This window comes from Serratia liquefaciens ATCC 27592 (genome assembly GCF_000422085.1).
GTDB lineage: Bacteria > Pseudomonadota > Gammaproteobacteria > Enterobacterales > Enterobacteriaceae > Serratia > Serratia liquefaciens.
Genome location: NC_021741.1, coordinates 892159 through 906732 on the forward strand (window position 1 = coordinate 892159; position 14574 = coordinate 906732).

At 58.8% G+C, this 14574-nt stretch carries 8 protein-coding genes; 5 read left to right on the forward strand and 3 right to left on the reverse strand.

What is annotated here, in order from left to right; translation table 11 throughout:
- Positions 1-223: 223 nt before the first annotated feature.
- Positions 224-1570, forward strand: coding sequence for a condensation domain-containing protein (locus M495_RS04120; RefSeq protein ID WP_020825386.1), 1347 nt, complete (start codon positions 224-226; stop codon positions 1568-1570).
- Positions 1571-1671: 101 nt separating this feature from the next.
- Here M495_RS04120 and M495_RS25970 read toward each other — a convergent pair whose 3' ends face one another.
- The 3 genes from M495_RS25970 to M495_RS04130 form a co-directional block, all read right to left on the reverse strand.
- A complete protein-coding gene (locus tag M495_RS25970; RefSeq protein WP_236615034.1) occupies positions 1672-3435 on the reverse strand; it encodes an amino acid adenylation domain-containing protein in 1764 nt (587 codons plus the stop codon).
- The gene (locus tag M495_RS25975; RefSeq protein WP_236615024.1) at positions 3390-4766 is read right to left on the reverse strand and encodes a condensation domain-containing protein; all 1377 of its coding nucleotides are present in this window, start codon (positions 4764-4766) and stop codon (positions 3390-3392) included. Before M495_RS25975 ends, M495_RS25970 begins: the two co-directional genes overlap by 46 nt.
- A 75-nt stretch (positions 4767-4841) precedes the next feature.
- Entirely contained in the window at positions 4842-6443 is a 1602-nt protein-coding gene (locus M495_RS04130) for a condensation domain-containing protein (RefSeq protein WP_020825387.1), read from the reverse strand.
- 506 nt (positions 6444-6949) lie between these two features.
- Between M495_RS04130 and M495_RS04135 the strand changes: the two genes are divergently transcribed.
- The 4 genes from M495_RS04135 to M495_RS04150 all read left to right on the forward strand — a co-directional run bounded on the left by M495_RS04135 (position 6950) and on the right by M495_RS04150 (position 14390).
- The gene (locus M495_RS04135) at positions 6950-9073 is read left to right on the forward strand and encodes a TonB-dependent receptor (protein WP_020825388.1); all 2124 of its coding nucleotides are present in this window, start codon (positions 6950-6952) and stop codon (positions 9071-9073) included.
- Positions 9074-9226: 153 nt separating this feature from the next.
- Positions 9227-12163: a condensation domain-containing protein gene (locus tag M495_RS04140; RefSeq protein ID WP_020825389.1), complete on the forward strand. Its 2937-nt coding sequence runs from the start codon at positions 9227-9229 to the stop codon at positions 12161-12163.
- 46 nt (positions 12164-12209) lie between these two features.
- Positions 12210-13442, forward strand: coding sequence for a YncE family protein (locus M495_RS04145; protein ID WP_041414258.1), 1233 nt, complete (start codon positions 12210-12212; stop codon positions 13440-13442).
- A gap of 306 nt (positions 13443-13748) precedes the next feature.
- Positions 13749-14390, forward strand: coding sequence for a DsbA family protein (locus M495_RS04150; protein WP_020825391.1), 642 nt, complete (start codon positions 13749-13751; stop codon positions 14388-14390).
- Positions 14391-14574 lie beyond the last annotated feature (184 nt).

Sequence of the window (14574 nt, forward strand, 5' to 3'; positions counted from 1 at the left end):
GCCCTGGCCTTGGAAAAGGTGGCTGCGCCGTCTCGCTTTACGTGCGCCAGGGAGGTCAAGCACGCCAACCACAACACAATAATAAGGATCACGCCGGGCAGCCCTTGGGCTGGTCATCCAACCGTGTCCGCCATTTACCCCGCTTTTGGCCGTTATCGGCGGCAGCGGGGTTTTCGCTTCCGTTGTTTCAACATTTGTTTATGGCTTATCAAAGGTAGGTAACATGTCGGAAACTGTTTTGGCTACTGAATGGCTGCCGCTGACACCGGCGCAGTTAGACTTCTGGGACGAATTTACCTTGCACCCCGGACAGCCTTTTTCCACCGTCGCTCACGTCACCGAACTACGCGGCGCGGTAGATGAAGAGGCGCTGTGTCGGGCTATCACTCAGACGATGGCGGAAACGCAGGCGTTTGCATTGCGTTTTCGCGGCGGCACTGGCGAGAGCTTGCCGCAGCAACGTTACGATCCCCAGGCAATACCGCAACTTAATCGCCTAGATCTTCAGGCACAGCCCGATCCCTACCAGACCGCGATGCGGCTGATGCAGGCGGATGTCGATCAACCACTGGATCTATGCAGCCAGCCGGTGGCCGCGGTGTGGTTGATCAGGCTGGGGCCTTCGCGTTTTATTTGGTACATGCGCGCCCATCATATTGTGATTGATGGCTTTGGCATGGCGTTGGTTGAACATCGTTGTGCCGCGCTGTATGCGCATTTCCTCGACGACAGCGCGGCAGGGCACGCATTGGGCGAAATTCGTGCTTTTCAGCACCATGAACTGGCCTATGCGGCTTCTGAACGCTGCGCTAAAGACCGGTATTTTTGGCAGCGGTATTTGCCACCGTCGCAGACCTTGCCAACGGTGCGCAAAGGCGGCAGGGAATATGGCGTGAAATCCCTGAGTACCAGCACGCCGTTGCCGGAGGAGATCCCGCAGCGGTTGCGTTGGCTGTCGGAACGTAGTGGTATCGGTTGGCCCGATCTGTTGCTTTCCCTGTCCGCCGCCTGGCTGTTCTTTACCTTGCCGCCGTTGCCGCATGATAAGGGCGATTCGCGCACCATGTGGATGCCGGTGATGAACCGCCGCAGCAGCCAGGCCACCAATACGCCGGCGCTGGCGGTCAATACGCTGCCGCTTTTGGTATCGCTGCGTGCGGAAGAGACTTTGGGCCATTTTCTGTCGGGCATGGCGAAGATGCTGCGTGAGCTGCGCAGCCACGCAGGTTACCGTCTGCGGCACATTGCCGCAGATCGCGGTGTGACGCCGGCCTCTCGTTTGTTTATCTCGCCGTTTATCAACGTCCAGCCGTTTGATCCCGCCGGTTTCAGCGGCTGCACCTGTACGCGACGGGTACTGGCAGGAGGATCTGGCGACGGCGCTAACCTGACCTTCCGCGGGCGCACCGATGCTGGCGATCTGCACCTGGATATCGATGTTTACGTGCAGCAGTTTGCCTGCGATGGGATCGAAGACTACGGGCGTGACCTGCAGGCGTTTTTACTGCGTGCGTTGCGGGAAGAAGCGCTGGAGACGGCGCTCGGCGAACTGGTGGCGGTGCCCGCCTGATGGCCGAAAGGTCAGCGTAATGGTTGGGGCCATGCTCGACCCGATATAAGTTTGAATGAGGTGATAGGGGGCTGCATGCAGCCCCTTTTAGTTTGAACCGTTTAACGTGCCAACAACGCCGCCACTTCCCGCGCATTTTTGCAGGGGATTAACAGCGTTGGCGGCAGTTGGGTGTCAAAGGCCTGGTTAAGCTGCGCCGCCACCTGGCGAATGTGTGGCAGCTTCAACCCCATGCTGATAAAGGCCGTTTCTTCTCCCCATTCCGGGCGCGGCGTTGCGCCGATAGCCTGCAAATAGATCGACAGGATCTTGCCGCTGTGCGCCGGTGGCGCGCTCGGCAGCGGTGCCGCACAGGCATTCAGGCCCGGAGTGGCACGATCGGCGCTGAAGGCTGCGCGGATGCGGTGACGGTCGGTCTTGCCGTTACCCGACAGCGGCAGCAACTCGGTATGAATAAAGCGTGTCGGGATATGGGTACAAGGAAGGTAGCCGGTCGAAAAAGCGCGGATCGCCGCCAGCGACAGCGGTTTGCCGTCGTGGGTGAGGTACATCGCCCCGAGCGTCGCTTCGCCATTGTCACCGCCAGGGTAATCCACTACCACGATATCGACAATAGCCTCGTGTCCGCGCAACACATCTTCAATTTCCGGCAGCGAAACGCGCACGCCACGGATTTTCACGTAGCCGTTCACCCGGCTGGCGAACAGGATATTGCCGTCCGGACGATAGTACCCCTGATCGCCGGTACGGAAGGCCCGCAGCGGTTGCCCGTCGGGCCCCTCCAGCGTAACGAAATCATGTTGTTTTAAATCACCGTCCTCCAGATACCCCAGCGCCAGATTCACCCCGGAGGTGTGGATGCGGCCGACCACGCCGGTCGGGCAGTGGGTACCGTCGTCATGGCAGATAAAGTATTGGTTAGCCGGCAGCGGCTGACCATAAGGCACGGTGCCGGTGTCCTGCGGCGCTAGCGGGTGCCAGATGCTCCAGATGGTGGTTTCGGTCGGGCCACCGAGTGAGAACAGGCTGATGTCCGGACGCAGGCCGCGCAATTGCTGTACCGTCGCCGGTTTGATGTAATCGCCCCCCTGAGCCACCAGTCGCAGCGAACGCAGGCTGTCGTCGGTTTTACAGGTAAGCAGCATTTCCAGAATGGCGGGGACCGAACACCACAGGCTGACGCCATGGCGCTCAACCAACTGGTTCCAACTGATGGCGTCCTTTTCCTGATGTGGTGCCGGTAACACCAGCGTGGCACCGGCGCTGAGCGAGCCGAACAGATCAAACATCGACATATCGTGGTGCGGCGGCGTGACCGAAATCATCACGTCGTCGGCGGTGACCGCCCAGCGCTGCAGGGTCTGGCCGATAACGTTGGCGGTGGCGCGGTTATTGAGCACCACGCATTTCGGTTTGCCGGTGGTACCGGAGGTATACAGATAATAACTGGCTTCGGTGCTGACGCTGCGCTCGGTCAGCGTCTGGCTGTCCGGCAGCTTGGCGGCGCCCGCCGTCGGGTCAAGCAGTTCCACTGGCGTAACCCCGAACGAGGTGTCCAGCTCACCCTTGTGTACCACCAGATCCGGCCGGCAGTTGGTCAGCAGATAGGCGGTACGTTCCGGCGGTGAGTTGATGTCGATCGGCACCCAGATAATGCCCAACAGCGCACAGGCGAGTGAAATGGTTACATGCTCCGGGCTGCGCGCCAGATACAAGGCCAGCACGCTGCCTGGCTTCAGGCCACGCTGTTGCAGATTTGCCATCACTGCGCTAACCCGTTGGCCCAATTCCGGGTACGTCAGGCTTAGTTGGTCGCAGATTAACGCGGGGCGCGGCTGCGGATCGTTAAACAACCTGTCGGCCAACTGCGCAAGATAAGGGTAAGCGCTGAATGACGTCTCGCTGTGGTTATGGCGGTAATGTTGGTAATCGATAAATTGCGCGGGGGAATTTCCACATCGCCGTCCCGGCACATCAACATTACCCGACGTTGCAATGCGTCCAGCATTGCCTGAACTTGCTCACCATCCAACGCCTGCTCGGCGTAGTCGACGCACAGCAGCAGGTTCTTGTCGGCATCTTGTGTCAGGCGGATATCGATCGCCACCTGCGGCGTCTGGGTCACGCCGTCATGGTAGCGAACCGGCGCGTTGCCAGGCAGCGTCTCCCACCCCAGGCAGTTGGTGAGGATCACCGGCAGCGCCGGGGAACCCTGGCTGAGGTTTAGCAACTGCCGCGCCAGATCAACACCGGAAAATGCCAGATGGTCTAGCGCCCCCAGCACGTCGTCCTGCAAGGCCTGGGCGCGGCTGATAAAGGTGCCCCCCAGGCGGGAATAGCGTACCGCCACAAAGGTAGAGGCGTTGCTGAGCGCACCATTTGCCGCAGGAAACGCCACCGGCACGCCGACGCAGAGTTCGCCGTCGGTGGTCCACTGCGCCAGCGTATCGAGGATCAGAGCCGAAAGGCTGCTGTTGCGCAGCAGGGCATGGGCGGAACCTAGGCGCGAGAACTGTTTTAGAACCTCGCGCGGCAAAGTCAGGTTGGCGCGGCGATAGCGAGAGGATTTGATATTGGCCAGCGGGGTGCGCCACGGCAACGCCGACGGCGTGGTGACGTCCTGTAGCTTGGCTTGCCAGTAGGCGGCATCAATCTGACGCTGTTCCGCCGTGGCTGCAGCCGGTGGGCTTGGCGGCACGACAGGCGGCAGCGGGGCGTCGTCGAACAGCCGGGCGATGACGGTGGAGATACCCTGGCCGTCGAGGATCAGCGCGTCGAAGCTGGTGAAAATCACGGTGTCGTAGGGGTTGCCGGTGGCGTCCTGCGTCTCCGAGAACTGAATGGCGGCAATACGCCACAACGGCTGCGCGGGATCGTGGCGCTGATGCGAATATTGCTCGCGCAAGTCAGCCAATTGGCGTTGCGCTGCCTGATGGTCGAGCGCACGCAGATCGTGCCGATCCAGATTCAGCGTGGCCTCTGCCCGCACGTGTTGGGTGAAACGCTGGGTATCGATGCAAGTGCGCAGCGCCGCATAGTGCTGCACCAGTTCGCTCAATCGGCTTTCCAGGCGGGCCAAATCCAGTCCCAGACCGCGATATTCGCGAAAGTCGTGCATCGCTACGCCGCCGAGCGGCCATTGTTCGCTGCGCCCGAGCAGGTAAGCCTGCTGCAGTGCGCTTAATGGTGTCTCCATGGTATTTCCCTATTGATTGTCACTAACCCACGAAATAGAAAGCAGGGCGCATGAGACCACGCGCCCGGATCGGTATCAGGCTTTGGGTGCCAGCACCTGCAATAACAGTTGAGCGCCCTCGGCGGCATTGGGGGCTCGCTCGCAGATCACTGCGGCAAGAGCGGCCGGAGTCGGGTTCGCCTCTATATCCTTCGGCGCCAGCGCCACCGGCAGGTATTTGTTAAGTACCGCCAATAGGGCCATCAGAGCGTCCTGCGGCAGTTGCAGGGTACGGATATCGTCATCGTCACCCAGCCTGGCGTCCGGCGCGACCCGCGCCAGCAGCCGGTGCAGCAGTTGGCGAACCGGCATCTGACGTGCCTGGCCCGCTGAGGAGCATTGCGCCAACCACTGCGAAAGTGGCTGATTAAAGCTGTCCGGCCGGTTGGCGGCCCGTTTCAGCAAGGCGCCGTAAGTGGCGAACAGCTGCGGCAACAGCCGATCAGGGAAGGCGTCCAGGCGGACGTCCCAGTTGATCAGAATGCCGCCGTTGGCGTGTGCCACCTGCGCGTCCAGCGCCACCTGCGGCCCCTGGGAAATTACCCACTCCAGCGGGCCAAAGGTGCGGGTGACGTTGTCAGAAAACAACGCTTTGCCACGGATGCCAAACCCGGCGGTAAACACGACGGGTGAAGGCTGCATGCTGCCTTGCAGGCGCGACAAATCGCGCATCACGCTGACGCCGGGGTAATCGGCGTGAGCTATTAACTCCGCCAGCTGGGCCATCAGGCGGCGGCTGAAAGCCGGCAAGTTTTCAGCCGGGTTCAGCTCCACGCCCAGCAGCACCAGGTTAGAGAAGTCGCCAATGATCGGGGCGAGGTTGGCTTCATCCCGGTGGAACAGCGGCACGTTGAGCCTGAAGCGCGGCATGTTCCAGCCATGGCCGACGGTAACGGCAAACAGCGCCAGAAACAGGGATGACAGCGTGATGCCGTGCGCTCTGGCGGCATCCTCCAGCGCTTTGGTTTCGCTCGCGCTCAGTTGCAGCGCCAGCCGATCGCTGCGGCAAATATCCGGCGTGCGCAACAGGTGTGGTGCCGGCGGCAGCTGAGGCAGGCGTTCACGCCACCAGGCCTGAGCGCGAGTGCGACGTGACTGCTGCGCGGTATCGGCATAGTGACGATCCAGATAGTCAAAGTAGGGTACGCCATTGTCGGCGGGGGATGCCGGACATTGGTGATAAAACCGCGCCAAATCCTCCATCAACACGCGGAAACCCATGGCATCGCCGGCGATCATATCCAGATCAACATGCAGCCTGCTGTGGCCGCCCGGCAGCAGGCTGAGGCTGATATCGCAGGGGATACCTTGTTCCAGCGGCAGTTTTTGGCTGCTTTTTTGCTGCCGTTTGGCTGTGAGCCGGTGGCTCGCTTCGGGGGTATCGAACTGGCTGAAATCGTCCAGATGCAGGCCATGCTCAGGGCCGCAGGGGCTGATGGTCTGCTGGCCATCGGCCGTGATGCACAGGCGCAACATAGGGTGATGCAGGTAAAGGGCGGCAACGGCCTGTCTCAGTCGTTCGACGTCCAGGTCGCAGCAGTTAAATTCCGCATACAGGTGGGCGGATACGCCCCCCAGCGGCGCTTCGGATTGCCGACCTACCCAGTAGGCGGCCTGCATCGTGGTCAACGCTTTCATCGGGTTTCCATCAGTATTGAGAGACTGTAAGAATATATTGCAATGTTAATGGGAATGAAAATTATTACTATTTTTATTTGTTGGTATAAAACGTAAGGGTAATGTGGAAAGGGGAGATTCTCGCTCGCTTATAGAAAATATTAATACTGATATAATTATGTTTTATATTCATTTTAATTGAAATTATTGGTTTTATAGAACCCACAATAACTGCGTTTTATCGTTCAGCACTTTACCCGCTGCGCATCCTGTTTATTTGTTTAGTTGATAATGATTTGCATTAAAAAATGTAAAATATTATCATTATTAACATTTCTTTACGTTTCCAGACAAAAAATCTGCGTCCGCCCCCGGTTTATCTGGGGTGGGGCGGCTGTCTGCGGCAGGGATATGCAATAGCAAGGTCAGGAAGGCCGCAATGCCATTGTCAGTGTGAGAATCAGCGTCGTTACCTATGTGAAATAAAACATATTTTTGTGCATCTGGGATGAAAGGAGAATACATCTATGAGCAAGCATTCAGCGGCTCAAAGGCATAAAATCGTAGGAAACAAGGAAAAAGCAGGCTTGCAAGCCATTGGGGCATTTTCCTCACTCTTTCTGGGTCTTTGTTCTTTATCTGTGGGCAGCGTTAATGCCGCCGCAGTGGACGAAAAGGTGCAGGAAGCCGCCGACAGCAAACGTAACGATAATTGGCAGGACTCCGAAAGCCTGCTGGTGACCGGCGAAAAGATAAAGCGCAGCATTTTCGACACCGGCTCCAGCGTGCAGGTGTTCGACAGTGAGCGGATCGCCGCTATGCCCAATGCGTTGCAGATCCCCGATTTATTACGCATGACGGCCAACGTCATGGATGTTGGCATCGGTAACGATCTGCCCACCGTACGCGGTATCGACGGCTCCGGCCCGAACACCGGCGCCAACGCCTTCCTCAGCGGCACCCGTCCGCGCCTCAATTTGTCTCTGGATGGTCGCTCCCTGACCTATAACGAGCAGGCCTATGGCCCGCAGTCGCTGTGGGATCTGGATCGCGTCGAAGTGTTCCTCGGCCCGCAGAGCTATATTCAGGGGCGTAACGCCATTGCCGGTGCGATCGTGATGGCCAGTAAGGATCCCACTTTCGATTGGGAGAGTGCCTTCAAGGGCGGTGCGGGCAACCAGCACTCTTCGCAATTGTCCGCTATGGTTTCAGGCCCGCTGGTGGAAGATCAACTGGCGTTCCGCGTCAGCGTCGATCGCCAGCGTCGCCGCAGCGATGTCGATCTTCCTGCTTATGAGCCGGTGGGCGATCCGCGTGAGGTTGAAGCCACTACCGCACGTGCCAAACTGTTGTTCAATCCGGCAGGCCTGCGCGAGCTGACCACCAAGCTGACCTTTAACCACTTTGGCAGCACCTCGCCACAAAACGAGAGCCTCAACCCGCTGGTTCACCCGACCAGCCTGCGCCACGATCCGCGCCGAGCGGTGTTTAAAAGCAACACCAACAGCGGCGTTTGGGATCTGTCCTGGGAGCAATCCGACAGCCTGACGCTGGAAAACCGCGTTATTTATACCGACTTCAATATTAACCGTCCTACGGCTTATGCCTTGCCGTACGCCGATATCGGCGGAAAAGAGGTGCACGTGGAGCCGGTGGCGCGTTTTGGTGGGCCAGACAGCCGCCTGCGCGGGCTGGCGGGGTTGCGTTATTTCCACTCCAAGCAGGATGAGTTCGTTAATATTTTCGGCGGTTCGACCTTCAAGGATAAAACCGACACCAACTCGGCCTTTGCCGAGCTGACCTACGCCATCACGCCGAAGGTGGATATCACCGCCGCCAGCCGTTTGGAACGCGAGCACCGTCAGCGTACCGGCGGCAGCAAGGCCGTGCGTATCGATTTCGATGAAACCTACGACGTATTCCTGCCGAAGCTGGATCTGGCCTGGAAACCGACGGATACCCAGACCTACGGCGCCAAGGTGGCGCGCGGCTATAACGCCGGTGGCGCAGGCATCACCATCGGCACGCCGGTAGTCAATTACACCTATGGTTCGGAATATGTCTGGAACTATGAGTTGTACACCCGTCACCACCTGAAAGATGCCAACGTCATCCTGACCAGCAACATCTTCTACAACGACTACAAGGACATGCAGCTGCCGTATTCCCTGGGGCCGAACTCCTCGGTGATCCGCAATGCCGACAAGGTGGAAACCTACGGCGCGGAAATGGGGGCGACCTGGCAGCCGCGTTGGGACTTCGAACTGTTCACGAACGTCGGTCTGCTGAAGACCAAGATCAAGAAGTTCTCGGGCAGCGGCGTAGATGGGCATGAACTGGCGCGTGCGCCGGCTTATACCGCCAACATGGGCGCCAAGTACCAGTTGATGGCCGGGTTGGAACTGAGCGGCAACGTGGCGTTCTCGGACTCCTACTACTCGCAGTACGACAACGACTCTCGCGGGCGCATCGGATCTTACTGGTCGGCGAATACTCAACTGGCGTACACCTTCGCCTATGGCCGCGCCACCCTGTATGCGCAGAACCTGTTTGACTCGGAACGTCGCGTGATGGTCAGCGGCAACGACGTCTACACCGCGACTCAGCAGCGTCCACGCATGATCGGTGCGGCGCTGGAACTGACATTCTGATGCGATAGCAATCGGTCTGCAGCAGGGGCGTATTCACGCCTTGGATTGTTGGCGCTTGCGCGAGTTTGTCAGCGATCTGTGGTAGATACGTCCCTGTTTATGACCCGCGTTCCCCCGAGGTTCCGGTATGGCCGGGCACAAGGAGATAGAGCAGTGAGCGGTTATTTTGACAATATTCTCAGCGATGACGAGGCCCAGCGTCTGGACCTGGCGTTTCAGACGCTGGGCGAGCGGGCGGCGGATGCCTCACAGCCATTGAGCGAAGCGGAAGAACTGGCGTGGTTCATGCACCAGCAGCGCGGCGACGGCGGTTGCCAGCAGGCGATGGCCTGGCGGCTGGGCGGCGAGCCGGATATCGGCAGACTGGCCAGCGCGCTGGAGGCTCTGACCCGACTGATGCCGGAACTGGACGTTCGTTACGATTTCGACGATGAGCAAGGCTTACGCAAACTGCGCGGCAACGCAACGCTGAATCCGGTGAGCATTCAGCCTGTCGCGGACGAACAGCAGGCGGTAAGCCGTCTGTTGCAAGCGCAGGCGACGCCTCTTGAGTTGGCAAGCGAAGCGCCGCTTCGTTTTCTGCTGTTTACCGGTGCCGGTTCGGTGCTGGGCGTCGTTGCCCACGATATTTTGGCTGAAAGGCTGTCGTGTCGACAATTATTGACGATGCTGTCGGCGCTGTATAATCGCCATGATCCCCTGCCAGTCCCGGACACTCTGTCGCCGGTTGCACTGAATAATCCATTGCCGGAAGCGACGGAGCTGGTTCTGCCGTGGCCACGCCATGCGACAGCGCTGCGGGACTACCGACAATTGGCAGCACAGGACGAACGTCTGGCGCAGGCCGGGGTACGTATAGCGACCCGCGTGGCGCGCAAGATTTTGCCCGTAACCGATAACCCAACCACCTTACTGGCGGCGATCACCGTTCGCTTTGGCCGCTTTATCGCCGCTCAGTCCGGCGGGCAACCGGTGCAGTTGTGCGTGCCGCTCGACGACGCACAACAGGCGAACGGTATGGACGGCTGGCAGGGCGCCAGCCGATTGAAACGCCTGACCTTGCAGCCTGCGGATCAGGAGGCGGAAAGCCGACTGCTGGCACAGCAAACGGCGGAAGCGCCCAACCCAGAATTGGCTCAGCTTCTGGTGAGCTGGCTGGCGGATCCTTCGGTGGCGCTGCAGTTGGATGGGGTTAACGCTGAACGCCTGCTGTTACCGCCGCTGCATACGCCTTTTGAACTGATGCTGGCTTTGAGCCTGCCCGAGCCGGACTCGATGGTGTTGGAGCTAGTGGCGGATCCGCGCCTGACCCCGCATGTCGCGCCGTTCCTGCTGGAGCAGTTCGTCGCTTATCTCGCCGGACGGACGATCACGACAGCCCTGCTGCCTGCCGCTGAGCAACCGTTGGCCCAGCCCGAAGCTGTCCTGGCGGGAGAGGATGCACAACAACAAGAAAATGATGAAATCGCCCAATTGATCCTGGCGGAATTCCGCGATGCCCTGGTGGCGCCGGACATGACCGTCGATGAAGATTTCTTCGATCGCGGCGGGCATTCGCTGGTCGCGACCCGCGTCATCGGTCGCTTGTTAAGCCTGCACCGTATCGAACTCAACATTAACGACCTGTTCAGTCACGCCACGGCCCGAGGGCTGTCGGCCTACGCCAAACGTCAGGCGGTTACGGCACCGGCGGTACAAGCGCCCAGTACGCAGCTGCGGGATGAGGTGGTCCAGGCACCGCTGTCGCTGGCCCAGCACTCCCTGTGGAAAGTGTACGAGGCCTTCGGTCACGACGAGATTTTCAATCTGCCTTTCGCCATCAATTTCCTCGATCCGGTGGATGAAATGGCCCTGCGTCAGGCGTTTATCGACGTCATGACGCGCCACAGCGTATTGCGTTCACTGTTTATCGAACATCAGGGGGAGGTTCGCCAACAGGTCGTGCCTGCGGCTGAACTGCTCGATTACGAGTGGTTCCACTTCTCTTATGAAACACCGGCCGGTAACGCCAGCGAACTGTTGGCCAAGGCCGGCGACCACCGCTTTGATCTGACCCGCGAGCTGCCGCTGCGCGCTACCTTCCTGCGTGACGCGGCAACCGGCCGGCAACTGCTTTCGCTGCTGTTCCACCATGTGGTGCTGGATGAATGGTCGCTGAACCTGATGATGGACGAGCTGGGCATCGCCTACAGCCACCGTGTGGCAGGGCAGAAGCCGCAGTGGAAAGGTGAAGTGCCGCAGTTTTATGCCTTTGCCCGGCAGCAGCAGGCCGGCGGCGTCGCACAGCAACACCTGGACTATTGGCTCGATAACCTGCGCGATGCGCCGGTCGGTCAGCCGCTGTTCCAGCAGGAACCTTCGCACCATCCTGCAGTCCCGGCCGATGCAGACGTCAACGGCGGATGGCTGGAATTTGACGTCGAACCAACGGTGGCTGAGGGGTTGTACGCGCAGGCCAGGAAGAACAACGCCTCACTGTTCAACGTGGTCTACGCCGGTATCACTACGGCGCTGCGCCTGTTGGGCGGTCCGACGGATCTGCTGGTGGGGACTTCCACCTCCGGCCGTAACGACGCCGAGTTCTTTGACACCATCGGCTACTTCACCACGGTGGTGGTGCACCGGGTGCGCTTCGCCGACCAGCTGACGGTCGCTGGGCTGATTGACCAGGTGAAAAACACCATCAATGGTTCTATGCCTTACACCGATATTCCTATCGATCTGGTGGAAGAAGGGCTGTTTGGTGCTCATGCCGACCGCAAGAACCACATGTTCGAAGTGTTCATTCAGATCCACAGCCGTATCAAGCTGAACGGGGCATTTACCCTGCAGGACGGCAGCACGGTGGCCTATCGTCAGGTGGAGCCGGAGAAAACCGAATCGCTGCTCGGTTTGCAGTTTGAAGTGATGGAAGAAAACCTCGACGGCGTGAAATCCCTGCGCGTGATGATGACCTACCGTACCGATCATTACACCGCGCAACAGGCGGGGTTGATCGCTGCAACTATTCAGCACGTGTTCTCTCACTTTGCCCAACAGGCCGGCGGGGACATGCCACTGTCGGCCTTGCCGCCGGCGCCACAGCAATAACGTTGTTCACCCTAACTGACTTTATTACTTTCATGGAGATAAACGGATGTCTGGAACAATAGGAACACCCCGCGCTTTACTGTCGCTGTTGATTGCAACGTCGTTGGTGGTGGCCGGTGCGGCGCAGGCCCGTGACGCAGGGATCTCTCAGCAGGATATCAAGCGCCAGCCGTTGTCGTCGGCGCTGGTGGAAATGGCCTACAGCCCAAGCCAGAAGTCGCTGTTCGTCAGCGCACCGGACTGGAAGGAAGAGGCGAAATCCCGCGTGTTGCGTCTGGATCCGACCACGTTGGCGGTGCAGGCGGAGATCCCTCTGCAGGTGAAGGGGTTCGGCGTAGCCCTGGATGATGCCGGCCACCGGCTGTATCTGACTCAAGGGTTCAATGGCTCGGTCGGCGTGGTGGATACCACCACCAACCGTGCGCTGGACAGCATTCCGGTGACCGAAAAAACGATGCTGGAGCAGACCTACAAGGAGGCCGGTATCAGCGGCAAGCGCCTGGAGTTCCTGCTCAAGGAGCTTAAGCGCTTCAAGATCACTGAAGACTACCAGTACCGCATCCGCGAAATGAAGTATGACGCGCAGAGCGGCCGCCTGTTCTTGCCGGGGTTGGGTTTTGGGGTAGATAGCGTGCTGTTTGTGGTCAACACCCGGACTCAAAAGCTGGAGAAAATGATCCCCGGTTTCGGCTACAACGCGGTGGGCATCACTCTGGATGAGAAAGGACGGCGCGTATTTGTCTCTAACATGCAGGGGCAACTGATTACCCTGAATGCCGATACCCTGGCGATCACCTCTACCAAAGAGATTCAAGCGGATCAGCTGCTGAACCTGGTGTACGACGGGAAGAATAACCGTCTGTTAGGGGTGGATCAGGGGATCGACCGCGACAACTACCGCAATACCCACCTTGAGCGCGACTACGTGAAGCGCAGCAGCGGTCACCGGGTGTTTGCGCTGGATGCGGACAGCGGCAAAGTGTTGGCCAGCGAACTGACCGATGAAGTGCCAATTGGCCTGCTGTTGGACGATCGCAACCAGCGTGTGTACGTCGCCAACCGCAAAGGGATCCGCGTCGATCATGGCGCAGGTACGTTGACGGTGTTTGATTCAAACAGCCTCAAGCGCCTGCAAACCGTAGAACTGCCGCCGCACCCTAACAGCCTGGCGCTGGACACCAGCAACAACGTGTTGTTCGTGACGGTGAAGAATGACGGAGCCAGCACCAAAGCCGGCAAACCGGAAAGCGTTGTCCGTATTCAACTGCCAAAAAACTGAGTGTGATCCCGCTGCGTCAGTGAAGGCTGACGCAGCGTATTCTTGGCATAAGTCTTCTTGTCCGCAGTGAATCCATACTCACCAATGTTGTTATTAATTAACGGCATACTCATTTCGCTGCCGCCTCTTCTGAGGCGGTTGTGTAGCATGACGTCTGGGGCGCAGAACGCCACTGACGGCCCGCATGGCCCCTTGATGTGAGCCAATCCCACATAAACACAAGGTAATAAAAACTGGTCTTGTTCCGATAATTTGATTATAAACACCGCCGTTAGGGACAATGTTCTCATCTGAATTGGAGTAGTTATGTTGGCTAAAGTTAATCGGTTGTTCGCCGGTGCGCTCCTGGCGCTATTGCTTCCTGCTGTCGCCGTGGCGGCGGATTACCGTGCTGGCGAGCAATATTCTCGCCTGGATAAACCGGTGGCGTCAGCCCCTGCGGTGGTGGAGTTTTTCTCTTTTTATTGCGGCCCTTGTTATCAGTTTGCCGAAACCTACCATGTGGGCAGCACCGTCAGCCAGGCGCTGCCTGAGGGCACCAAGCTGACCAAATATCATGTCGGCCTGATGGGCAAATTGGGCAATGAGCTGACTGAAGCCTGGTCGATCGCGATGGTGATGGGCATCGAGGATAAAATCGAAGGCCTGCTGTTCGACGAGCTGCAAAAAAAGCGCGCCATCAACAGTGAAGAGGATATTCAGTGGGTGTTTGCCGCCGCCGGCGTAGATGCCGCGGCCTATGAAAATGCGCGCCACAGCCTGTTGGTGAAGGGCTTGATTGCGAAGCAGAATGAAGCGGTGAAAGCGCTGGACGTACGGGCAACCCCATCGTTTTATGTCTCCGGCAAGTACAAAATCGATAATGCCGGAATGGCGAGCCAAAGCGTTGACGGCTATGCAAAAGAATACGCGGCCGTGGTGCGTTATCTGCTGGATAGCCAGCCTTAATCCTCCCGATTCTCCCGTTTTTATCAACCCGGCTACGGCCGGGTTTTTCATGTCTGGAGCCATAAGGCGCAATTTGTGATCCCAGCGCCAGATCCCACTGTCGGCATTGCTTGTATGTTACTGGGTTGTTATGTTGATTTTCTGTTCATTGCCGCTTGCGGTTCGAACGCGTCCATCGCTGATG